Below are 23,271 nucleotides of genomic sequence, written 5' to 3' on the forward strand. Positions count from 1 at the left end.
TTAAATTTCTTCCCTACTCAGAGCTATGCTCGATGTTCAATAACAAGGCAAATTTGTTTAGGTTTAGTCATTCTAAATCAAATAAATTTAACGAAGTTAGTGGGCATCGAGCAAGCTCCCAAAGGGCGAGTTTAAAAGGCTTACATGCTGCGTTATTGATTTTGACAAGGGAATAACCATTCTCTTCAATCAATGCCTTGCCTCTAAGCCTTTTAATTCTCGCTGAGTGGGAAAGAACTTAATCAACTTGGTATTAATTCTAGCCGAACAATAACTATCAGCGCTTATTCAAAGAAGGTCGTTAACTATTCATCACTTAACGGCCTTTTTTTATACCATTTCACTGAAAACCCGTCTATGCTAAGAATATGTTTTATCAATGATTAACTTCAGTGGGCAAATTTTAATGGAGAACAGACGACAGTTTACTCGCATTTTATTTTCAATTAAGGCTGAGCTTACCGTTGAAGATAACACTTATCCAGTATCAATCCATGATATTTCTCTTAATGGTGCTTTAGTGACCGCGGTTAACAGTGAGCAACCGCTAAAAGGAAAGTTCGGCACATTAAGTTTCTTTTTATCAGACGAAAAGTCGGAAGTTACGATGCATATAGCCGTAGTCCATGAGCATCATGATGAGACTGGCTTACAATGTAACGCGATAGATATTGACAGTGTCACTCACCTTCGCCGCTTAGTTGAGTTAAACTTAGGCGATAGCGAACAACTTGATAAAGAGCTTAGTCAGCTTTCTAGACTCACTTAATTTCAAATTCCCAAAGGTATAAGATAGGACGTATTATGAACCACCTTGTAATTTCTTGCATTGGTCCTGATAAAGCAGGACTTGTTGACTCATTATCGAAAAAAATTAACGATCATCAAGGCAACTGGCAAGTAAGTAGTTTACATCATTTATCAGGTTTTTTTGCCGGAGTCATTGAAGTGGCCGTGGATGAAAGCCATTGTCAAAATTTAATTGACGACTTAAAGACAATTAGTGGCCTAAACTTTCAAATAGAGTTAGCTAAGCAAGACTTGACTAAAGTAAGCACTAACTTAGTTCTGGAATTAACAGCCAATGATAGAGCGGGAATTATTCAGGAAATTGCATCTGTGATTCACCAACAAGGTGGTAATTTAATTAAGCTAGTCAGCTCACAAGCTAGCGCTCCACATACCGGACAATTAATGTTTAATGCTAAGGCACAAATAGCAATGAATGAATCTGATCTAGATGAATTAGTGACAGCACTTGAACACATAGCAGATGATTTAATGGTAGATATTACTCGTTAATAACAGCGATTTTGTTTAACCTGATAGTTGTCCATTTAGGATAATAATTCAGGTTAAACGCTACTATAAAGCGATATCCTCATCGAAGTAGATTGAAAACTCGCTGCCCTTCCCCCATTCACTGGTTATGACTAGCTCAGCTTTATGATGCAACAGTACATGCTTTACGATGGCTAAACCTAAACCTGAGCCACCGGTATCTCTTGAGCGCGATTTATCAATTCGGTAAAAACGCTCTGTTAAGCGGTTTAAATGTTCAGCTTTTATCCCATCGCCATTATCTTTAACACTAAAAACCATTTTATCGCCATTACGCTGCCAACTAACATCAATAGTTCCATTAGGTGGAGTATAAGAAATCGCATTTGAAATTAAGTTAGCACAAGCACTTTTTAGTTCAGTTTCAATACCATAAACGCCATAATCTGATGAAATATTTGCACGAAGTTTATGTTTCTTCTCTTGGTTAAGCCATTTAGCATCCTCAACAAGATTGCTCACCAAAAATGGCATGTTAACCTGATCCATATCGACATCATCGCGATTATTTTCAACTTTCGATAAACTCAATAACTGCTCAACCAAACGCTCCATTCGGCTAACTTGACCTTCAATGGTACCAAATACTCTTTGCCAATGAGGGTCTAACGCATGCTCAGTTTCTTGAATCATTTCAACATAACCACGCACAACCGTTAACGGAGTTTTTAATTCATGAGAAACATTAGCCACAAACTCTCGGCGCATTCTTTTTAAACGATGATATTTAGCAAGCGCCCGCGCAATTAAAATAACCCTTTCATGACCAAATGACATCACCGATATTTCAAGCTGTAGTTCATCATTTAAAGGTGAAACTACAAATAGCGGCGTCTCAAAATTGTCTTGTTGGAGATACTCAGTAAATTCATGTGCTGTTAGTATTTCTGTTATATGTTGACCAACATTTTCAGGAAAACGCACACCTAATAGACGCTGTGCTTTTTTATTACCAGCAATAACCGTTAAATTGGGTGATAACACTAATGCAGCATCGGGTAAGGCTTCAATACCAGAATGAAATCGAAAATCTGATTTGCCATCAATGGCATTTAACGGTATTGCAGTTGCTGAAATACCATTGCTCATGTTTGCTTGGTTTGACATATCGATATTCACGTTATGAAAATAATATTTTAAAGAGTAAAGGCAGGACAAGCATTTACGTTTTAAACTTGTGGGCTTTTTAATTTACCTGAGAAGCGATAACCAGCACCACGCACCGTCTGAATAAATTCTTCATGACCCGCACCTGATATTGCTTTTCTTAAGCGTCTAATATGAACATCAACTGTTCTGTCTTCGACATAAACATTGGTACCCCATACATTATCAAGCAATTGCTCTCTTGAATAAACGCGCTCTGTATGTGTCATAAAAAAGTGCAGCAACCTAAATTCAGTTGGCCCTAAATCTATAGCTAAATTATTAATAGTGACATGATGTGAAACGGGATCTAGTTTCAGGCCATGAAATTCAACCTTTTCAGCTAAAAGTGTAGGAGACACTCGACGAATAACTGCCTTTATGCGAGCAATAAGCTCTTTCGGTGAAAATGGCTTAGTAACATAATCATCGACACCAGCATCAAGACCTTTCACTTTATCATCTTCATCAGCACGCGCTGTTAACATAATAATAGGTATATTTCGGGTAAATTCATTTTGCTTTAAAGATTGAGCAAGTTTAACCCCTGTACCACCAGGTAACATCCAATCAAGCAATATCAAGTCAGGGTATGGCTCGATAATATTATCCATCGCTTGTTTAATATCGCATGCCTCCACAGAGTTAAAACCATTTTGCTCTAAGACAAACGTGATCATTTCTCTAATAGGGGTTTCATCTTCAACAACTAAAATGTATCCACTCATATAAAAACCTTAAGTAACATTGGTATTACTTCATGTAATTAACCGTGTGACTATTGTGCACATTTATCATGACATTTTTGTGACAACACGTAAAAAGGTTAATAAAAATCCGATATTAGTCATACTAATATCGGATTTTTTATGACATTGATGTGAAGTTCACACTTTCAATAACATTGGTATTAAAATTTTTGCTCCATACCAATACCAATGTAGCTTCCTTCAGTCGCTTTTTTAACAGGGTTACCATCTAGACTTAACCCTTCTCGGTCTGTATACCAAGCAAATACTTTGGTATTTTTACCAAGTTTATAGTCTGCACCTACACTAATTGCACCCGCGCCAGCAAACTCTTGATATTGTACTTTAGCTAATACCTTACCTAATTTATAAGAAGCATTTACCGCATAACCATTTTCACTTTGACCAACTAAGTGACTGTTTGCAGGATCTGTCACTTCATTAATTTCACTTTCAGTTAAGATGGCACCAAGGCGTAAATCACCAAACTTATACATACCCACTAAACGTGTAGTTTCATAAGTTCCATTATTATTATCACCTTGCATGTTTTGATCATGAGCCAACGCTACAAAGTAATCTGTTTTCTTTAAACTACCATCACCATATTGCACACCAACAGAGAAAGGATTTTTTAAATCTTTATCTTCGGACAGAATATAACTACCTAAAAATTGAAAATTATTAAGTTTTGGCGATTTATAGGTTAATGAATCAGTAACACGGTTTTCACCAATAAATAAGTGTTTTAAGTCACCTTCATAATCATTAAATAAATCAAACTTACCTTGAGAAACTTTTAACGTAGTATCAGCACGACCTATAGTCACCTCACCAAAACCACCTTTAACACCAACCCATTGATTACGAGCAGTTAAATTATTTTTTGAATCATCATCTACATTCACTTGCCATTCAAGTTTATAAATTGCAGTAAGTGCGTAATCCGTATCTAATTTATATTCGCCTTTTACGCCAACACGAGAAGCATTACTTTTCAGCTCATTAACCGTCTCACCACCTTCATCAGATGCTTGTAGAGAAATATTAAGTTTGCCGTAGAATTCTATTGCATCGTCTAATTCACTACTTTTATTATCAGCTGCGAATGCAGGTACTGAAAGCACAGAACACGCTGCCAATGCAATGGTAGATTTCATCAGTTTCATATTTTTGCCTTATTTTTTATAAAGTTAATTTAACTCTTACTTTTAACTCACCTGTTTAAATATCAAGCAAGCTGAAATTGGCGAGTATATTATGACAGCTTTATTACACAAATATTACAACAGACATAAAATTACAGTTATATTACAAAATAACTAATAATTAAGGTAAAGATGACACTTTTACTACAAATTTATGAATAACCACGGCCAAAAGTTACAACATTGTTAAAATTATAGGCAAAAACTAAGATTTTGTATAAAAAACAACTAAATTAAGTAAAATAAGTAAAATAGTTTATACCTTGCTAAAAACTAGCTAAAATTAGCAGTAGATACGCTCAAATTTATTAATAACCCTACTTACGTGCTAATATACTCTTATATGAAAAGAACTAGTATTTCTCGAAAACTGTTAACCAGAGTACTCTCCTTTTATTTTATTTTAACGGTGAGTGTGACGGGTATTCAGATCGTTGCTGAGTATTTCAACACAAAAAATCATATAAATAGTGAGCTATTAACATTAGAAAAAACAATTAGTGAGAGTTTAACTCGTGCTGTATGGGAACTAAACACACAGCAAGCTATTGATATATCAGAAGGCTTAGTGGCTATTCCTGTAATCAAAGGCATTACAGTTACTGATGAATCTAATAATATCATCACACAATTAGGCGAAGTGCTACCTCAGGAGCAACTAAAAGTTATTAATGAGGAGGCAACTGAAGATTCACAAGGTATCAGCTCTATAAGTGGGGATTTATTTGGTCACTCTTTTCCACTTGTCTTTGAGTTTTCTGGTCGTACAACATCTGTAGGAAGAGTAACGTTACTCTCAAGTAATGCGGTTATTTTTAGCCGGATTGAGGTAGGTATATACTTCTTGCTAGGTAACGCGATTGTTAAAACAGCCTTCTTAGTATTTTTATTTACCCTAGCATTCAATAAATTACTCACTTCACCATTACAAGAACTTACCGATCAAATAAACCAAGTAGACTTAGATGATCCTGAGGCTTCTAAGCTGCATTCAATGAATTACGAAAAAAATGAATTGAATATATTAGAAGACGCATACAACAACCTCATTGATGAATTAATAGACTTTAAAGACAAGCTAGCCGTCTCTCAACAAGAAACTAATTTAGCGAATGAGCGATTAGATGAGCAAAATATTCAACTAGAACAAGAAGTCGCGAAAAAAACTTCTTCGTTAAGTAATACGATGCTGAAAATGGAGGTGCAACAACGCAAACTATTAAGTCAGCAGCAAAGCCTTAAAGATGAAAATATAAGACGCAGTAAAACCGAGCAAATATTACTCACCACCAATACCGAATTAAAAAGCTCTATTACTGAACTTAATAAAGCTAAAGAGCGCTTATTAGAAGCTGAAAAAATGGCATCGCTTGGGAGTTTATCCGCTGAAGTTTCTCACGAAATTAATACACCTATTGGTATTAGTATCACTTCTGCAAGTTACATACGTGACACCATTGAAGAGTTAAAAGCAAATATCAACCAAAGTAGAATATCCAAACAGACTATAGAAAAGTTTATTGGCAATATCAGTAAAAGTACTGAGCTTCTTACTACAAACTTAAGTAGAGCCTCTGAACTAATAATCAGCTTTAAACATGTTGCAGTAGATCAAACCAGCGACAAAATTAGGCTTATTAATGTAGCGAAATATATTGATGAAATTATTCAGTCGCTACACCCAAAATTAAAACTCACCAACCATTGTGTCAAAGTACACTGTGATGAAAGCGTTGAGATATACTCTCACCCGGGTGCTATTGCTCAAATCATGATTAATTTAGTCATTAACTCGATAATACATGGATTTGAAAACATCAATCGTGGTGAGATAGAGATCAATATTCAACCATTAGAGTCTGGTATTGTCATTAATTACAAAGATAATGGCCATGGTCTTTCTGATGAAGAAATGAAAAACTTATTCAATCCTTTTTATACCACTAAAGCAGACAAAGGTGGAACAGGGCTAGGTACACATATTATTAATAATTTAGTTATGGATACCCTTAATGGCACCATAAATGTACAAAGCGAGAAAGAGCAAGGTTTACACTATGACATCACTATTCCTGATATGAGAAGTTAAATAAACATAGTTATTCATACTTATTGATTACAGATCATTTTGATCCTTGCCTAAATGCTTAGTTACCATTTTCATTATCTTATACGATCAACTTCCTAGAATTGCATTTTCAGTACTATTTTCAGCTATTCTTTTCAGGTAAACTGACCGCTTTCAAAAATGAGTATTATGCCAAGCTTCATAATACCTTTAGCCTAGGATCTTATTTATGTGGTTTAAAAACCTGTACTTTTTTGCTTTTACTCGTCCATTTGAACATTCAGAGCAAGATTTAGAAAAGCACTTATCAGAGCACCTTTTTACCCCATGTGGCTCTACTGAGGTTTCACATTTTGGTTGGGTAAACGCTTTAGGAAAGCATGGCCACTCCAGTGTTCACAGCGCAAACGGTAATTTTTTAATTTGTGCACGCAAAGAAGAAAAAATATTACCCGCGCCTGTAATCAAAGACATGATTGAAGAAAAAGTCAATTTGCTCGAACAAGAGCAAGGTCGTGGCGCCACGAAAAAAGAAAAAGAGCAATTTAAAGAAGATATTATTTTTGAATTGCTACCGCGTGCTTTTTCTCGCATTTCTGACACGCATGCTTATATCAGTCCTAAAGACAACATCATTGTTATTAATGCCAGTGCTCGCGGTAAAGCGGAAGACTTACTCGCTCTGCTTCGCAAAGTATTAGGTACGTTACCAGTAACAAGTTTAGAGCCTGATGTGCAAGCTGATGAAACCATGACAGATTGGTTAGTGAACAAAAACTTAGGCGCACAATTTCAGTTAGGAATGGAAGCAGAGTTTAATGCTATGGGTGATGATGGCGCAGTTATACGCGTTAAAAACCAAGATCTCGAGAGTGAAGAAATCAAATCTCATTTAGATGCTGATAAGTACATGGTTAAAGTAGCATTAGAATGGGATGAATCACTTTCATTTGTATTATGTGATGATTTGTCGATAAAACGCCTTAAGTTTTTCGATGTTATTCAAGACCAAAATGAAGATATTGATAGTGACGACATCGTTGCGAAACTTGACGCTGATTTTGCCTTAATGGCGGGTGAGTTGAATCGTTTCATTCACGACTTACTTTCAGAATTTTCATTAAAAACAACTGGTTGTTTAGAGAAAGATTAATTTAACAAAGTTCTAATTTATTTGGAGTCAACATGACAATTATTAAAATGGCTGACGTAGATTTAGCTAATAAACGTGTTTTAATCCGTGAAGATTTAAACGTACCAATTCAAGACGGAGAAATCACTTCAGATGCTCGTCTTCAAGCAGCATTACCAACAATTAAACTCGCTTTAGAAGCAGGTGCCAAAGTGATGGTAATGTCTCACTTAGGTCGCCCTACTGAAGGTGAATACAATAAAGAATATTCACTACAACCTGTTGCAGATTATTTAGCTGCGGCTATCAACTACCCTGTTCGTTTAGTTACTGATTATTTATCAGGTGTTGAAGCAGCTTCAGGTGAGTTAGTTGTACTAGAAAATGTACGTTTTAACGCCGGAGAGAAAAAGAATGATGATGCGTTAGCTAAACAACTAGCTAGCCTTTGTGATGTTTTTGTTATGGATGCCTTTGGTACAGCGCACCGTGCTCAAGCAAGTACCCATGGTGTGGCTAAATATGCACCAACAGCTTGTGCAGGCCCATTACTTGTAAGCGAATTAGAAGCCTTAGGCAAAGCATTAGACAACCCAGCACGCCCATTAGTAGCTATAGTGGGTGGCTCAAAAGTTTCAACAAAATTAACTGTTTTAGATTCATTATCAAAAATAGCTGACACTCTCGTTGTAGGTGGCGGTATTTCAAATACTTTTGTAGCGGCAGCGGGCAATGAAGTTGGAAATTCTTTATATGAAGAAGATCTTATCCCTGAAGCGCAACGCTTATGTAAGCAAACACAAGTCGTTTTTGCAAATGATGTAACCGTAACTCGTGAAGGCTTTAGTGATTGGAAACACGATTCAGCAACACAGATTAAAGCTGCATCTGGCGTTGATGCGCAAGATGATATCATTGATTACGGCCCTGAGACCGCTGCTAAAGTTGCAGAAATAATCAAAACAGCCGGAACTATCTTATGGAATGGCCCAGTTGGTGTTTTTGAAATTGACGCCTTTGCTAAAGGTACTTCTGTTATATCTCATGCTATTGCAGATAGCTCAGCATTCTCTATTGCTGGTGGTGGTGACACCCTAGCTGCTGTGGATAAGTATAATATTAAAGATAAAGTTTCTTATATTTCAACAGGTGGCGGCGCTTTCTTAGAATTTTTAGAAGGTAAAAAATTACCTGCTGTAGAAATATTAGAGCAAAGAGCACAAGGCTAAATTGGGTTCAACTTAGCTATCAAACCAAACAACCTAGCAAATAAAATAACAAAATAGTTATATTTTGCTAGGTTACATCTACAATAAAATAAAAGAGTAATAAAAATTAAGTAAAATAAAAACGTACCCACACCCATTGAGCAAACATCTATAGGCTCAACCAAAGGAGATGATTATGTCTAAAAACTCAGCAGCTCTTGAATCAATGCTAACTAAAGTCGTCACACAAAATGGATTTATTGCCGCGCTTGATCAAAGTGGTGGTAGCACTCCTAAAGCACTTGCTTTATACGGCATCGATTCAAATCAATATAATAGCGACCAAGCAATGTACGATTTAGTGCATCAAATGCGTAGCCGTATTGTCACCAATTCTGCATTTACTGGCGAACGAATACTTGGTGCTATTTTATTTGAAAACACCTTAGACAGAGAGTTTGACGGTAAACCTGCTGCACAATATTTATGGCAAGAAAAGCAAGTAGTTCCTTTTTTGAAAGTCGATAAAGGTCTTTGTGAAGAACAAAACGATGTGCAACTAATGAAAGAGATACCTGAGCTAGACTCACTCCTTGATAAAGCGGTTGCTCAGGGAGTATTTGGTACTAAAATGCGCTCTGTGATCAAATTAGCAAATCAACAAGGTATTACTGACATTGTTGCTCAGCAATTCAAAGTAGCTAAACAAATATTAGCAAAAGGTTTAACACCAATAATCGAACCAGAAATAGATATTAACAGCCCAGAAAAAGCAGCGGCTGAAGGTATGCTTAAAGCAGCGTTACTGACGGAACTTAACCAATTATCGAGTGACCAAAAAGTCATGTTAAAACTCACTTTACCCGATGAAGACGACTTTTACACTGACTGTATAAATCATGAAAACATCATTAAAGTTGTTGCATTATCAGGTGGTTACACAAGAGAAGAAGCAAATAATAAAATAGCCGCCAATCATAATATGATAGCAAGTTTTTCTCGCGCTTTAACGCAAGGGCTCAGCGCTAATCAATCTAACAGTGAATTCACTCAAGTGTTAGATACTGCCATTGAAAGTATTTTTAATGCTTCAAAAACCTAAGCTGAAATCAAGTCTAGTATATTAGAGTTAACCACATTTTTAGTTGTGGTTAACTTTCAATCAAAAAAAATTAACCTCTCTCAAAACCAGCTTTTTTTGTATGGTTTCTTGTTAACTTTCATACAAAATACAAAAACATCAACTAAAACCGCTAAAAGTATAAATTTCACTGCCCAAAGGCTTACTTTTTGATACAATCTCGTAATTGAAAGAAAAACCTTTCAGAGCAACAAACAAATATAAAATAAAACAAAAAAATAAAACCCGCACCCTCAACCTAAATAGCCAATTCTAGGAGTAATTAATGGCCTTAATTTCAATGCGTCAAATGCTTGATCATGCCGCAGAACATAACTATGGTATTCCAGCATTTAATGTCAATAATTTAGAGCAAGTTCGTGCTATTATGCTAGCAGCAAATGATACCGACAGCCCTGTAATAATGCAGGCTTCAGCCGGTGCTAGAAGTTATGCTGGCGCACCTTTTTTGCGTCACCTTATTTTAGCTGCAATTGAAGAATTTCCCCACATCCCTGTAGTGATGCACCAAGATCATGGTACTTCACCCAGTGTTTGCCAACGCTCAATACAGTTAGGGTTTTCATCAGTCATGATGGACGGCTCTTTAAAAGAAGACGGCAAAACCCCTAGCAGTTATGAGTATAACCTTGCAGTAACAAAGCAAACCGTTGAAATGGCTCATGCCTGTGGTGTTTCCGTTGAAGGTGAATTAGGCTGTTTAGGCTCATTAGAAACAGGTATGGCTGGTGAAGAAGACGGCATAGGTGCTGAAGGTGTATTAAGCCAAGAGCAAATGCTAACCGATCCAGAAGAAGCTGCTGATTTTGTCAATAAAACACAAGTTGATGCGCTTGCAATTGCTTGTGGTACCTCCCATGGTGCCTACAAGTTTACTCGCCCGCCAACAGACGATATTTTAGCGGTTGAACGTATAAAAGCTATTCATAAACGTATTCCAAACACGCATTTGGTCATGCATGGCTCTTCATCTGTACCACAAGAATGGCTAGCCATAATTAATGAATATGGGGGCGATATATCTGAAACCTATGGTGTGCCTGTTGAGCAGCTCCAAGAAGCAATCAACAACGGTGTTCGGAAAATAAATATCGACACAGACTTACGCCTTGCAGCTACCGGTGCAATTCGCCGCTTTCTAGCACATAACCCAAGCGAGTTTGACCCTAGAAAGTATTTAAAAGAATCAACAAACGCCATGTATGACATATGTAAAGCGCGCTACGAATCTTTTAACACAGCTGGAAATGCTAGCAAAATTACTCCTATTAGTTTAGAAACCATGTTTGATCTTTACCAAGCTGGAGAATTGAAAGCCGTCATTAAATAATACTCGATAGCGCGTTTATCCCTTTGTTATGACTGGTACAGTTTCCATTGGGTATCAACGCGCTATAGCTTTTTTAAGGATACAAACAAATTTTCTTTAAAATAACCCCAACTTCATTATAATGTTCCCCCTAATTATTGTGATTTACCCATAGCTCTGTTACGTCTTGCTTGTACACTCGCTTTTAAATCTAAATAACCATTTTTAAAACAGGATTATTTTCAAAAAAATATATCCTTAATGAATAACTTTGCGTCATAAACAGAGAATAAAATGATCCGCCACTTTAGCTTAACGACACTATTATTTTTATCTATCAATGCTTATGCACAAGAAAGTAGCACTCAAGCTCAGAGCAATGAAGCTACGGCGAGTGATATTTTATCTAGTTTGAAAAAGGCCGATCAGGCAGAGCCTGTAATACTGACACCGGAGCTGATTGGCTCTGCGGAGCTCGGTTTTTTATATAAAACGGGTAACAGTAATAGCGGTGATATGAAAGGTGGCCTTGATCTACGTTTTGAAGCGGGCCGCTGGTTAAGTTTATTCAATATAGATGTTTTGATCAAAAAAGCGGATGTTGAAGATGAAAATGGTGATATTCACTTTCAAACGACAGACCAAAAATGGACAGCAACGTCTCAAACCAACTACAGTTTAGGTACTTCCGAGAAAAACTATATTTACGGGAATATTTGGTACGAAGACAGCGAGTTTAATAGTTTTGTAAATCAAAGCTCTGTTTCTACTGGTTGGGGGCGTAATTGGTATAAAAGTGAAGAAGCTTCACTTTGGGCAGATATTGGTCCAGGTTACAAACGTGACTTATTTAAAACAACCGATACAGAAAAAGGTAAAACAGAAGAGTCTTGGATTATACAAGCGCAAGCTTTATACATCAGAAAGCTTGGTGAGCATGTTGAATTCAAGCAATTTGTTAGTGCAAAACACTCTATAAAACAATCAGATAACAGCATTTACAAAGCTGAAACAAGTATCACAACAAAGTTAATATCTACCTTACAACTTAAGTTCACCTTTACTCTTGACTACAATACTGAAGTCGAGATGGATCAAGAAAACCTTGATACTCAAACCGCTGTAACACTTGTTTATAGCTTCTAATCGCATTTTTTACGGCTAATCGTATTTAACATTATATTAACGGTTGTTATAATAGCCGCCTTAAAAATACTAGACCTCTATCAATACAAGGGAATACCATGAAACGTAAATTTACGCTCGCCTCTTTGTGCTTGCTTCCGCTCGCTTCGTTTGCCACATTGGCAGAAGAAAAAGCTGAAGAAAAACCAGCATTTACTGCCTCTGCCGAACTTGGCTTTTTATACAAAACAGGTAACACCAAAAGTGGTGATCTAAAAGCCGGTTTAAACCTTAAGCATGAGAAAGATAAGTGGCGTTCTGCGGTTGCTTTTAATATCTTGGCTAAAAAGCTTGAAAAAGAAGATCCAGATACAGGTGAAGATGAATATGTAACCACCGACAATAAGTGGGACATTATCGGCCAAACCAACTACACCATTGGTGAAGCTGGCAAAAATTATTTATATGGTAACCTTGCTTATGAGCAAGACAAATTCAGTGGTTTTAAATCTCAAAGTTCATTCTCTGCAGGTTGGGGCCGCCACTGGTATGAAACTGAAACCTCATCATTATTTGCTGATATTGGTCCTGGTGTAAAACATGATATTACTCGTGCAACAGACACTCACGAGTCTACAAGTAAGACTGACTTTATTGTGCAAGCACAAGCACTTTATCAACATAAATTTAATGAACATGTTGAGTTCAAACAATACCTTGTAGCAAAACAGGCAGTTAAATCAGGTGAAAACAGTGTTTATAAATCTGAAACTTCTGTAACAGCAAGACTCGTTGATTCATTACAACTTAAGTTTGCTTTACGTGTTGATTACGACACTGAAGTTGAAACAGGTTTTGAAAACACTAACACTGAAACATCAATGACATTAATTTATACTTTCTAAGCTTAACCCGTTTATAATACCAAGTTGATTAAGTTCTTTCCCACTCAGCGAGAATTAAAAGGCTTAGAGGCAAGGCATTGATTGAAGAGAATGGTTATTCAGGAGAATATGCTCCTGCATTCTCTAATAAGCTACATCCATGTAGCGTCCTTGTCAAAATCAATAACGCAGCATATAAGCCTTTTAAACTCGCCCTTTGGGAGCTTGCTCGATGCCCACTAACTTCGTTAAATTTATTTGATTTAGAATGACTAGACCTAAACAAATTTGCCTTGTTATTGAACATAGAGCATAGCTCTGAGTAGGGAAGAAATTTAATCAAATTGGTATAAAGTTATTCTTTTGTCACTATTAAGATAAAACAAAAGGCTGATACATTATGATGTATCAGCCTTTTTTAGTTTTCATTAGCAATAAAATCTATTCACAAGGTAACAGTTATTGCCTATTTGAACCTTACAAGGTTAGCTGAATTGGTTAGAAGTGTTTTTCGCACCACCAGCTTTTAATGCATTTTCACCTGCAAAGTATTCTTTGTGATCATCACCAATATCAGAGCCTGACATATTTTGATGTTTAACACAGGCAATACCTTGGCGAATTTCTTGACGTTGAACACCTTTCACATATCCTAGCATCCCCGCTTCGCCAAAATACTCTTTCGCTAAGTTATCAACAGACAAGGCCGTAGTATGATAAGTAGGTAATGTGATCAAGTGATGGAATACATTGGCTTCACGTGAAGTATCTGCTTGGAAAGTACGTGTACGTTCATCAGCCTCTGCCGATAATTCTGTATCATCATATTTAGCATTCATAAGATCAGAACGGTCGTAGGCTGAAACGTCTTTGCCCGCTTCCACCCATGCATCATAAGCTTGCTGGCGGAAGTTAAGTGTCCAGTTAAATGACGGCGAGTTGTTATAAACAAGTTTCGCATCTGGATGAACTTTACGTACATCATCCATCATACCTTTAATTTCGTGAACAGTTGGTACTGCCGTTTCAATCCAAAGTAAATCCGCACCAGCATTTAGTGCGCCAATACAGTCAAACACACAACGTTCATGGCCTGTGCCTTCACGGAATTGATATAAACCTGACGGTAAACGTTTAGGACGTACTAATTTACCATTTCGATTTAAACAAACATCACCTTCACGCATTTGTGATACATCAATTTCTTCTACATCTAAATACGAATTGTAAATATCACCCTCATCACCTGGCTCTTTAACAACGGCAATTTCTTTTGTTAAACCCGCTCCCTCAGAGTCAGTACGCGCAACAATAATTCCGTTGTCTATACCAAGCTCAAGGAAAGCATGGCGTAAAGCACGAATTTTAGCGTGGAAATCGGCATGTGGCACCGTTACTTTACCATCTTGGTGACCACATTGTTTTTCGTCAGCTACTTGGTTCTCAATTTGTAGAGCACAAGCACCTGCTTCAATCATTTGTTTAGCCATTAAATAGGTAGCTTCAGCGTTACCAAAACCCGCATCAATATCAGCAACAATTGGTACCACGTGCGTTTCATAGTTATCAATTTGATCTTGAATTTCAGCTGCCTTAGCATTTTCATCTGCTGCTATTGCTGCATCTAACTCACGGAAAAGGCCGCCTAACTCACGAGCATCTGCTTGGCGAAGGAAGGTATATAACTCCTCTACTAAAGCGGCCACAGAGGTTTTTTCATGCATAGATTGATCTGGTAAAGGTCCAAACTCAGAGCGTAGCGCTGCCACCATCCAGCCAGAAAGATATAAATACTTACGCTTGGTTGTATTAAAGTGTTTCTTGATAGAAATTAATTTCTGCTGACCAACAAAACCATGCCAGCAACCTAACGACTGTGTATATTTAGTTTTATCAGCATCAAAAGCTTTCATATCAGCTTGCATAATATCTGCTGTATACTGAGCAATCTCTAAACCTGTTTTAAATTTGTTTTGAGCTCGCATACGCGCTATTGATTCAGGGTTAATCGCTCCCCAAGAGTCACCCGCTTTTTCTTTTATTGCTTTAACTGCTTCAATTGCACTTTGGTAATTAGACATAACATTCTCCAATGGGTCTTATTTAACATTAACCTTGCTGTTGTAACAAATACCGATGTAACCAATACTGAAAACTGTCACACCGAACTACAAAAACAATAACCCAACCCTTAAGTATTTCTGAAATATATAATAAACATTATCAACATTCACATCATAAATATAATAAACACCACAAAACAACAAAACACATTAACCTTAATTAACAAAGACTTAAAAATATTCCTACTTTAAACTTTCTCAAGTAAGACTAAAATCTAATATAAACATTATTGAATATTGAAAGAATATAGCTTATATCTATCTCAATTATATTTTATTAAAAAGCCATTAAAATTATGAATATTTCTAAAATCGACTTAAACCTACTTATTTATTTAGACGTATTACTTAGAGAGAAAAATGTGACGCGCGCAGCAAGTCAGCTAAACATAACTCAACCTGCGATGAGTAATGGCTTAAAACGTTTAAGAACACTCTTTAACGATCCTATTTTGGTGCGTACTTCTGATGGCATGGTTCCTACAGAAAGAGCGCGAACGCTAGCACCAAGCATTAGAAAAATATTGCTTGAATTAGAAGAAGCTTTGCAAGGTGAAGAAGAGTTTAACGAAGAACATAGCACTCGTGTTTTTCGGATTATGGCCAGTGATTACGCTGCTTCAACCTTATTACCTAAGCTATTGATGCTACTTAATCGAGTGGCTCCTAACATCACCATAGATATTATGACACCAAGTGATGTTACCTTTCACGATGTGGAAGCAGGTAAAATAGATATGGCTATAAATAGGTTTGAAGAGTTACCGCAATCGTTTCACCAAAAATCCATCTGGCGTGACTCTTTCTCCTGCTTACTTAGTGCAGACAACCCTGTAGTGAGTAAGTTTAACCTCAATTCTTACCTAGCGGCGAAGCACGTATGGGTATCAAAAACAGGTTTCGGTGTCGGTATTGGCATGAACCCAGGTGATATTCAAAAACTAGGTTGGGTAGATGAATCATTGGCACGTTTAGGTAAAAAACGTGACATTAAAGTATTCACCCGAAATTACCATGTTGCCATGCAGTTAGCTTATGAAGATAATTTAATTGCTACTTTACCAACACGAGCAGCTTTGCTCCATAAGTCTGATCCTAGTTATATCATTGTTAAGCCGCCTTTCGAAATTCCTGATATGGAACTAAAAATGATCTGGAGCCCATTATTACACCATGATACAAGCCATATTTGGTTCAGACATTTAGTGATAGAAGCAGCAAGACAGGTGCAATCAGGTGAATAATTTACTTAAAGCTATGATATGAAGAACGTCCTGTACACCATCTTTGCAATAGCACTTTGCTTAGCGGTGGGTAAGCTTATAAACTTTTATCTGGGCGGCTTGCCAAGTAGTTTATATGGCATGATTCTTTATTGTTTATTGTTACAACTTGGGTTACTAAACCCTAACAAAGTTAACCAAGTAAACCTCTGGATAATCAAACATATGGGCGTGTGTTTGGTACCAGCAGCAGTGGGCGTAATTAACCACTTTGAATTAATAAAAAACCATGGTTTCACCCTTATACTTTCCATTATTTTTACTACATTCGTGCTCATTACCTTTATAGGCTTAATGGCTGATCGCTACTTTAATTTAGCAAAAACGGACAAACTTTAGGGTGTTTTCAGCTTCTCTTAATGATTGGCTTAATAGCCCAGCTTTTTCACAAAGCTATATTTTGAGCTCACTAGGCTTGTCTTTGCTTACCTTAGTTATTTATCAAACAACGGCATGGCTACAACAACAGTGGCAATATATTTGGCTCAATCCTGTGCTGTTAACCATTTGCTTAATAATTCCCTTTTTACTTCACTACCAAATTGATTATCAATCATATCAACAAGCAACTCAGGCGATTCATTTTTTACTAGAACCAGCAACAGTGGCGCTGGGCTTCCCACTATATCAACAAATAAAAACAATAAAACGTCATTGGAGAATACTTGTTTCACTGCTAGCTTTAGGTGTGATCATTGTGGTTTCGTTAAGCTTTTTACTAACAATGCTACTTATTCATCAAGAATCAATTGCTATTTCTCTGTCTTTAAAATCAGTGACGACCCCCATTGGCATCATTTTAACTGAGCAGTTATCAGGCGATAGTTCAATCACCCCTTTTGCTATTATGATTGCAGGTTTCTCAGGAGGGTTACTTGGGCCATCATGGCTAAAATTGATCAATGTTCACTCCCCTATCGCTACTGGTCTCTCGATTGGTACTGCAAGCCATGTTATTGGTACTGTGGTACTTACCCGACAAAACGCGCATACGGGTGCATATAGCTCTATAGCATTAATACTTTCAGCAGTATTAACTGCATTTATAGTACCGGTACTAATACCACTTTTAACGCATTTACTAGCCTAACACACATAAAAACCACAAACCCATAAGGCAAAAGCATTCACAACATGAATAGTGGTTATTTTTAAAGGCTTATTGCTATAATCCCCTAGTCTTAATAGGATTGACTCATTGAATTCTCATTGACTTAGTAAACTTTCAGAATACATTTCAGATTTCAAAATATATTTCTGCATGGTTACACGCTAAGTATCTACATCTTATAAAGCTAGAGAGGCACTTATGAGCAACACAATTGAGCTAGAAGGTTTACAAATAAACCAAGATCTTTTTAACTTTATTGAGCAAGAAGCACTTCCTAACACTGGCATTACTACAGGCCATTTTTGGCAAAGTTTTGCAAAAATCATCGCTGATTTAAGTAGCGAAAATGCACAGTTAATTGCAAAGCGTGAAACTTTGCAATCTCAAATAGATAGTTGGCATCAAGCAAATTTTGGTGACAAATTTAATTTTGCTGACTATAAAGCTTTCTTACAATCAATTGGCTATTTAGCTCCAGTGGTTGATGATTTTACCATTACGACTGAGCATGTTGATGCCGAGTTAGCCACTATTGCTGGCCCCCAACTTGTAGTGCCTATCATGAATGCACGTTTTGCACTCAATGCTGTTAATGCCAGGTGGGGAAGCTTATATGATGCTCTCTATGGTACGGATGCAATTAGCAGTGAAGGTGGTGCTGAAAAAGGCAGTGCATACAACCCTGTTCGTGGCGCTAAAGTTATTTCCTTTGCCAAAGAGTTTTTGGATCAAGCTATCCCACTCGATAATGCCAGTCATCAGCATGCCATCGCTTATCAATTAGAAGGTCAGCAGTTAATAATCAGCCTATCTACTGGCGAGCAAACTATATTAACTGAGCCAGACTCTTTAGTTGGTTTTACTGGTACTTCAGCTTCGCCAAGTACTTTGGTGTTCAAACATAACGGATTACACCTTGAGCTTATTTTTGACCGTAGCAGTGATATTGGCCAATCAGATCCTGCAGGTTTAAGTGATGTATTACTCGAGTCTGCACTGACTACCATAATGGATTGTGAAGATTCTGTTGCCGCTGTAGATGGCGAAGACAAAGTACTCGCTTATCGTAATTGGCTTGGTTTAATGCAAGGCAATTTAACCGAAAACATCAACAAAAATGGCAAAACCTTTACACGTAAAATGAATGCAGATCGCACTTATCAAACAATCTCAGGTGAGCCTGTTACATTGAAAGGGCGTAGTTTGATGTTTGTACGTAATGTTGGGCATTTAATGACAAACAACGCCATTATCGATAGTCAAGGCCGAGAAGTGCCCGAAGGTATCCTGGATGCCATGATTACCTCACTTATTGCTATACATGACATAAAAGGAAATAGCACACTAAACAATAGCAATGAAGCTTCGATATATATCGTTAAGCCGAAAATGCATGGCCCCGAAGAAGTACAATTTGCTGATACCTTATTCGCCCGAGTAGAAGATGCCTTATCACTCCCGCGTAATACCATCAAAATGGGTATTATGGATGAAGAAAGGCGCACCAGTGTTAACTTGAAAAATTGTATTCATGCTGCAAAAGCTCGTGTGGTATTTATTAACACTGGCTTTTTAGATAGGACAGGTGATGAAATTCATACCTCAATGGCTGCAGGCCCTATGGCACGCAAAGGGGATATTAAATTAACACCATGGATTGGCGCATATGAAAACAATAATGTTGATGTGGGATTAGCCTGTGGCTTTAGCCAAAAAGCCCAAATAGGTAAAGGTATGTGGCCAATTCCAGATCAAATGGCCAACATGATTGCTACCAAAATCAATCACGTTGAAGCAGGCGCTAATACCGCTTGGGTCCCTTCACCTACGGCGGCAACTTTACATGCTTTACATTATCACCGTATTGATGTTTTTACTTTACAACAAGAAATCTCAAAACGTGAAACGGCAAATATCGATGATATTTTAACGATTCCTTTAGCCACTGATACAAACTGGTCTGCAGCTGAAATAACCGAGGAGCTTGATAATAATGCTCAGGGAATTTTGGGCTATGTAGTGCGCTGGATTGATCAAGGTATTGGTTGTTCAAAAGTACCTGACATTAATAATGTTGGCTTAATGGAAGATAGAGCAACACTGCGAATTTCTAGTCAGCATATGGCAAACTGGCTACATCATGGCATTTGTACTCGCTCACAAATACAAGCCAGTTTAGAAAAAATGGCTAAAGTTGTAGATGAGCAAAACTCCCATGATCCAAGTTATCAAGCCATGAGTGAAGACTTTAATAACAGCATCGCTTTTAAAGCAGCCAGTGCTTTAGTTTTTAGCGGCGTTAATCAGCCTAGTGGTTACACAGAGCCATTATTGCATCAATTTAGGCTTGATAAAAAAGCCAGCTTGTAAGCTCCCCCTTCAAGTAGCACACCTTTGGCAATTACCGCTGAGGGTGTGTTACTTGTTGCTAGTTTGTCAGTGAAACACCCTACCAATAATCATCAAAAACCCCTTATCTCAAATAACGGGTAATTTACCTCATTAACATTGCAGTTACATTCCCTAACACTTATAGTAAGATTGAAATTAAAAAGTAACAGCATTTACTTGCTATTAGTTAACTACAAACGAAACTAACTACAAACAAAGGAGAGCTATTTTGAAACAACTACTAACACTAGTCTTTACAATGGCTATTACTTTCATTATGTATATTAATGTTGCTTGTGCAGAAGTTATTTTAATAAAGCAAACCGTAGTACTTAATAGTAATAATGCTTTGCACAACGCCAGTAAAAGCAATGTAAACCTTATCTACATGGAAAGATTGCCAAAGTTAGGGTCAACTAATGCCATAGCAGCTAACCATAGCGAAATGTTTGGTTTTGAAAGCGAAAGCATGAACAGAGAACGGAATTATTTTTTCGAATTTTCGCTATTATTCAATGACAAGTTACAGCAATTTATTGCTTTTTTTACACGAAACAGCAAAAACACTACCGACAGCAAAGTAAATAAAAACAAAACTGTTTCAAAAACTTCTGCTGACACCTGTATTTATACTAAATAAGTGGCTAATCCCACTCGCGAATAGTCACTTATTTTTGAAAAGAAATTTCCCTAATCTCCCCCTAAAATTGATAACTATTTGCGTTGTCAGCTAACTTTTTAGCGGTTATTTTGTCACTAGCACAGGCAACAATATCCTTTTTATCAAAAACAAAAACTTTATCTTTATAGCCTGATCTTACTTTTCTATCACCCGCTGATTTTATCACTAAACTGATACGCTCTGCTTTGGGTAACGCTTTCAAGCTATTTCCGTATAAGCATAATGTATCAACGAGAACAGAGGTTAAAAGCGCATTATCTGCACGCCTTTGTTCTCTTTGTTTAGCTAACTGCTTTTTCTTCTCAATCTGTATCTTTTCTAATTTTTGAGCTAACGTTTTTTGTGCTTTTTCTAGCGCTAGCTTCTCTTTTGATAACTTTTGTTGCTCGGATTCTAATTCAGCTTTTTCCGCTTTTTCAGGTTTATGACTGAGTTGAAAAGCGAGATCTTTCTTTTCTCTTGCTATATCTCTGAGTTCGTAAGCTAAATCTCGCTGTTGCTCGCGCAAAACACGATAAGCCTCACTTTGCTGGCGACTTGCTTCATGCCTTGACTCGATTTCAATAACAACCTCTTCATCATCAGAAAAATACTCAAACTCGACATCTTCGCCAGAGCCTTGTGGCGCAACAGGTGGCACAGGCGCAATAGCGCGAATAGATTCCGGAAAATCAAAATCTACATCATGGTGAGCAAAAATAAATGAATGACCAGCATTAATCGTAAAAACTACCCCTTGTTTAGCTAGGTATAAGCTCTCCACTCTTGTGCTTTTCAGTTTTTTATTATCATGTGCGTTTAACGATGATTTAAAAATACCATTCATAATAGTTAGCTGTTTTGACAAGTCATTGTAAGCAGGTGTCGCTTGCACATTTGCCATGAAAAAACTTGCGGATATCGCTAAAGTAGATAACACCCTTTTGGTCTTTAATATTACAAACAATTGATTTAATTTAAATTTACTCATTTACTTACTCCTTAATTATTCCTAAGTTACGCACTAATCAGCTGATCAATTTTTTACCTAATGAGGCTTGATGGTTGAAAATTTGCTTTTTGATAGCCAATCGCTTGTTCTAACTGTTGAAATTTTATTGTTTGAATTAATTGCTCTTCTTGACGTTGCTCATTAATGAAATTCACAAAGTCATTCAGATCTTCTTTACGTTCATTTCGTGCTGAAGCAATAACATAACCAGCTAGCTGTAAATTGTTACTTTCTTGCCTAGCACTTAGTTCAGCTTTGTAATTCGCTAAAATCACTTGTTGCTCATTAGCAAACTCTCGTAACTTTCGATTAACTTCAACGTCAAGCTGCTCTGCTACTTGTGCTTTCACTAAAGCAGCTATGGCTTGTTCATCAACATGGGCATTATTAGTCAATAAAGTGCCAAGCAGGGCAATAATACTTACCGAGCAAGCAAAAGCTGCAACAGCAACGCCTTGCCCAGACACAAAACCTAAACGATGCCACCAAGATGTATTTACATGGGTAGAGTATTGCTCAAAGGCTGCGGCTCTGTGCCAATTTGGCACCTCAACTTCTTGATGTTCATTTGCCTGTTGAAGAATACGCTCTGCCAAAGCTTCTCTTTGTTGAGTATCTTTATCTGCATCAGTTTTAAACATGTTTAACCTCACTACATTGCTTGTTCTTTGCAATTTTTTTCATTACCTTGCGGCAAATATCCCGGCAATAATAACTTCAATTTATCTAAGGCACTATAAAGCTGAGATTTTGCCGTATTTTTTGAAATACTTAACTGTTGAGCAATTTCCTCAAAAGTACATTGTTGGAAAAATTTAAGCTCAACAACCAATTTTTGTTTAACCGGAAGGCGCTGTATTGCCTGAATTAGTTCACTATTTTGTTGTTTCATCAACAAACTCTTTTCCGGACAATCATTGCTTTCATCATCAATTAACTCAGGAGCATCATCGATAGAATGCATGGGCCTTTTTTTACGGTAAAACTCAATACAACGATAATGTGCTATTTTAAATAACCAACCTTTAAATGGACTTTCTGCTCTAAAAGTATGAAGACTTCGAAAAACGGCCACAAAGATATCCTGCATCAAATCCATTGCATCAGCATGATTATTCACCATGCGTAAGGCATAATTGAAAATGCCTTTTTCATAGCGCTTAACTAAAGCAATCCATGCTGTTTTTTTTCCTGCTAATGCTTGTGCAACTAGTAGATCATCACTTCGTTTAAACACACATATTCCTATGTCCAGTTATTATTGAGTTACGCTGTTATTAGTAAGGTAGTTATTGGCTTTCAAAAAGTTTGAAAATATTTTTATTTTGCTATTTATTTTTCTGAACCTTAGACGACAGCATAGCTAAAGTTACTTTTTA

The 23,271-nt window shown here is 37.0% G+C and carries 21 protein-coding genes; 14 read left to right on the forward strand and 7 right to left on the reverse strand.

The features are described 5' to 3' along the window. The first annotated feature begins 406 nt into the window (after window positions 1-406). Complete coding sequence (locus tag AC27GZ_RS01195) at window positions 407-769, forward strand: PilZ domain-containing protein (RefSeq protein WP_487093048.1); 363 nt, start codon at window positions 407-409, stop codon at window positions 767-769. 35 nt (window positions 770-804) lie between these two features. Then, window positions 805-1,302 (forward strand): glycine cleavage system transcriptional repressor, encoded by a 498-nt coding sequence (locus AC27GZ_RS01200; protein WP_487093049.1) that lies wholly within the window; start codon window positions 805-807, stop codon window positions 1,300-1,302. A 63-nt stretch (window positions 1,303-1,365) separates the two neighbouring features. On the opposite strand, the gene phoR is transcribed toward AC27GZ_RS01200, so the two are convergent. The 3 genes from phoR to AC27GZ_RS01215 all read right to left on the reverse strand — a co-directional run bounded on the left by phoR (window position 1,366) and on the right by AC27GZ_RS01215 (window position 4,405). Beyond that, entirely contained in the window at window positions 1,366-2,448 is a 1,083-nt protein-coding gene (gene phoR, locus AC27GZ_RS01205; RefSeq protein ID WP_487093050.1) for a phosphate regulon sensor histidine kinase PhoR, read from the reverse strand. Window positions 2,449-2,510: 62 nt separating this feature from the next. Continuing rightward, window positions 2,511-3,215 carry a phosphate regulon transcriptional regulator PhoB gene (gene phoB / locus AC27GZ_RS01210; protein ID WP_487093051.1) on the reverse strand — a complete coding sequence of 235 codons (705 nt, stop codon included), beginning with the start codon at window positions 3,213-3,215 and terminating at the stop codon, window positions 2,511-2,513. Window positions 3,216-3,397: 182 nt separating this feature from the next. Next, entirely contained in the window at window positions 3,398-4,405 is a 1,008-nt protein-coding gene (locus tag AC27GZ_RS01215; protein WP_487093052.1) for a porin, read from the reverse strand. Between the two features lie 382 nt (window positions 4,406-4,787). On the opposite strand from AC27GZ_RS01215, the gene AC27GZ_RS01220 reads away from it, so the two are divergent. The 7 genes from AC27GZ_RS01220 (at window position 4,788) to AC27GZ_RS01250 (ending at window position 13,332) form a co-directional block, all read left to right on the forward strand. Continuing rightward, window positions 4,788-6,533 carry an ATP-binding protein gene (locus AC27GZ_RS01220; protein WP_487093053.1) on the forward strand — a complete coding sequence of 582 codons (1,746 nt, stop codon included), beginning with the start codon at window positions 4,788-4,790 and terminating at the stop codon, window positions 6,531-6,533. A 208-nt stretch (window positions 6,534-6,741) separates the two neighbouring features. Beyond that, on the forward strand, window positions 6,742-7,665 hold the full coding sequence (rdgC, locus tag AC27GZ_RS01225) for a recombination-associated protein RdgC (protein ID WP_487093054.1): 924 nt from the start codon (window positions 6,742-6,744) through the stop codon (window positions 7,663-7,665). A gap of 32 nt (window positions 7,666-7,697) precedes the next feature. Further along, entirely contained in the window at window positions 7,698-8,873 is a 1,176-nt protein-coding gene (locus AC27GZ_RS01230) for a phosphoglycerate kinase (RefSeq protein ID WP_487093055.1), read from the forward strand. Window positions 8,874-9,048: 175 nt separating this feature from the next. Beyond that, entirely contained in the window at window positions 9,049-9,954 is a 906-nt protein-coding gene (locus AC27GZ_RS01235; RefSeq protein WP_487093056.1) for a fructose bisphosphate aldolase, read from the forward strand. Between the two features lie 304 nt (window positions 9,955-10,258). Next, on the forward strand, window positions 10,259-11,323 hold the full coding sequence (fba, locus tag AC27GZ_RS01240) for a class II fructose-bisphosphate aldolase (protein WP_487093057.1): 1,065 nt from the start codon (window positions 10,259-10,261) through the stop codon (window positions 11,321-11,323). Between the two features lie 273 nt (window positions 11,324-11,596). Further along, complete coding sequence (locus AC27GZ_RS01245; protein ID WP_487093058.1) at window positions 11,597-12,448, forward strand: DUF481 domain-containing protein; 852 nt, start codon at window positions 11,597-11,599, stop codon at window positions 12,446-12,448. A gap of 98 nt (window positions 12,449-12,546) precedes the next feature. Beyond that, window positions 12,547-13,332 carry a DUF481 domain-containing protein gene (locus tag AC27GZ_RS01250; protein WP_487093059.1) on the forward strand — a complete coding sequence of 262 codons (786 nt, stop codon included), beginning with the start codon at window positions 12,547-12,549 and terminating at the stop codon, window positions 13,330-13,332. A gap of 464 nt (window positions 13,333-13,796) precedes the next feature. On the opposite strand, the gene AC27GZ_RS01255 is transcribed toward AC27GZ_RS01250, so the two are convergent. Continuing rightward, on the reverse strand, window positions 13,797-15,392 hold the full coding sequence (locus tag AC27GZ_RS01255; protein WP_487093060.1) for an isocitrate lyase: 1,596 nt from the start codon (window positions 15,390-15,392) through the stop codon (window positions 13,797-13,799). Between the two features lie 338 nt (window positions 15,393-15,730). On the opposite strand from AC27GZ_RS01255, the gene AC27GZ_RS01260 reads away from it, so the two are divergent. From AC27GZ_RS01260 to AC27GZ_RS01280, 5 genes are all read left to right on the forward strand, one after another. After that, the gene (locus AC27GZ_RS01260) at window positions 15,731-16,678 is read left to right on the forward strand and encodes a LysR family transcriptional regulator (protein ID WP_487093061.1); all 948 of its coding nucleotides are present in this window, start codon (window positions 15,731-15,733) and stop codon (window positions 16,676-16,678) included. Between the two features lie 18 nt (window positions 16,679-16,696). Next, the gene (locus tag AC27GZ_RS01265; RefSeq protein WP_487093062.1) at window positions 16,697-17,056 is read left to right on the forward strand and encodes a CidA/LrgA family protein; all 360 of its coding nucleotides are present in this window, start codon (window positions 16,697-16,699) and stop codon (window positions 17,054-17,056) included. Window positions 17,057-17,117: 61 nt separating this feature from the next. Then, a complete protein-coding gene (locus AC27GZ_RS01270) occupies window positions 17,118-17,807 on the forward strand; it encodes an LrgB family protein (RefSeq protein WP_487093063.1) in 690 nt (229 codons plus the stop codon). 219 nt (window positions 17,808-18,026) lie between these two features. Next, window positions 18,027-20,198 (forward strand): malate synthase G, encoded by a 2,172-nt coding sequence (locus AC27GZ_RS01275; RefSeq protein WP_487093064.1) that lies wholly within the window; start codon window positions 18,027-18,029, stop codon window positions 20,196-20,198. Window positions 20,199-20,448: 250 nt separating this feature from the next. Further along, a complete protein-coding gene (locus AC27GZ_RS01280; RefSeq protein ID WP_487093065.1) occupies window positions 20,449-20,859 on the forward strand; it encodes a hypothetical protein in 411 nt (136 codons plus the stop codon). Between the two features lie 61 nt (window positions 20,860-20,920). Here the strand turns inward: AC27GZ_RS01280 and AC27GZ_RS01285 are convergent, their stop codons facing one another. The 3 genes from AC27GZ_RS01285 to AC27GZ_RS01295 are packed head-to-tail and all read right to left on the reverse strand — an operon-like array spanning window position 20,921 to window position 23,129. Then, on the reverse strand, window positions 20,921-21,871 hold the full coding sequence (locus tag AC27GZ_RS01285) for a hypothetical protein (RefSeq protein WP_487093066.1): 951 nt from the start codon (window positions 21,869-21,871) through the stop codon (window positions 20,921-20,923). 53 nt (window positions 21,872-21,924) lie between these two features. Next, the gene (locus AC27GZ_RS01290) at window positions 21,925-22,533 is read right to left on the reverse strand and encodes a hypothetical protein (RefSeq protein WP_487093067.1); all 609 of its coding nucleotides are present in this window, start codon (window positions 22,531-22,533) and stop codon (window positions 21,925-21,927) included. A gap of 11 nt (window positions 22,534-22,544) precedes the next feature. After that, entirely contained in the window at window positions 22,545-23,129 is a 585-nt protein-coding gene (locus AC27GZ_RS01295) for an RNA polymerase sigma factor (protein WP_487093068.1), read from the reverse strand. Between the last annotated feature and the right edge of the window lie 142 nt (window positions 23,130-23,271).

Source organism: Colwellia sp. SU-HH00943, assembly GCF_057546125.1.

Coding starts and splice junctions, on each gene's coding strand:
- AC27GZ_RS01255 (WP_487093060.1), bottom strand. CDS start 15,392: ATGTCTAATTACCAAAGTGCAATTGAAGCAGTTAAAGCAATAAAAGAA.
- phoR (WP_487093050.1), bottom strand. CDS start 2,448: ATGTCAAACCAAGCAAACATGAGCAATGGTATTTCAGCAACTGCAATA.
- AC27GZ_RS01260 (WP_487093061.1), top strand. CDS start 15,731: ATGAATATTTCTAAAATCGACTTAAACCTACTTATTTATTTAGACGTA.
- AC27GZ_RS01230 (WP_487093055.1), top strand. CDS start 7,698: ATGACAATTATTAAAATGGCTGACGTAGATTTAGCTAATAAACGTGTT.
- AC27GZ_RS01215 (WP_487093052.1), bottom strand. CDS start 4,405: ATGAAACTGATGAAATCTACCATTGCATTGGCAGCGTGTTCTGTGCTT.
- AC27GZ_RS01235 (WP_487093056.1), top strand. CDS start 9,049: ATGTCTAAAAACTCAGCAGCTCTTGAATCAATGCTAACTAAAGTCGTC.
- AC27GZ_RS01265 (WP_487093062.1), top strand. CDS start 16,697: ATGAAGAACGTCCTGTACACCATCTTTGCAATAGCACTTTGCTTAGCG.
- rdgC (WP_487093054.1), top strand. CDS start 6,742: ATGTGGTTTAAAAACCTGTACTTTTTTGCTTTTACTCGTCCATTTGAA.
- AC27GZ_RS01245 (WP_487093058.1), top strand. CDS start 11,597: ATGATCCGCCACTTTAGCTTAACGACACTATTATTTTTATCTATCAAT.
- AC27GZ_RS01285 (WP_487093066.1), bottom strand. CDS start 21,871: ATGAGTAAATTTAAATTAAATCAATTGTTTGTAATATTAAAGACCAAA.
- AC27GZ_RS01250 (WP_487093059.1), top strand. CDS start 12,547: ATGAAACGTAAATTTACGCTCGCCTCTTTGTGCTTGCTTCCGCTCGCT.
- AC27GZ_RS01195 (WP_487093048.1), top strand. CDS start 407: ATGGAGAACAGACGACAGTTTACTCGCATTTTATTTTCAATTAAGGCT.
- fba (WP_487093057.1), top strand. CDS start 10,259: ATGGCCTTAATTTCAATGCGTCAAATGCTTGATCATGCCGCAGAACAT.
- phoB (WP_487093051.1), bottom strand. CDS start 3,215: ATGAGTGGATACATTTTAGTTGTTGAAGATGAAACCCCTATTAGAGAA.
- AC27GZ_RS01220 (WP_487093053.1), top strand. CDS start 4,788: ATGAAAAGAACTAGTATTTCTCGAAAACTGTTAACCAGAGTACTCTCC.
- AC27GZ_RS01200 (WP_487093049.1), top strand. CDS start 805: ATGAACCACCTTGTAATTTCTTGCATTGGTCCTGATAAAGCAGGACTT.
- AC27GZ_RS01290 (WP_487093067.1), bottom strand. CDS start 22,533: ATGTTTAAAACTGATGCAGATAAAGATACTCAACAAAGAGAAGCTTTG.
- AC27GZ_RS01275 (WP_487093064.1), top strand. CDS start 18,027: ATGAGCAACACAATTGAGCTAGAAGGTTTACAAATAAACCAAGATCTT.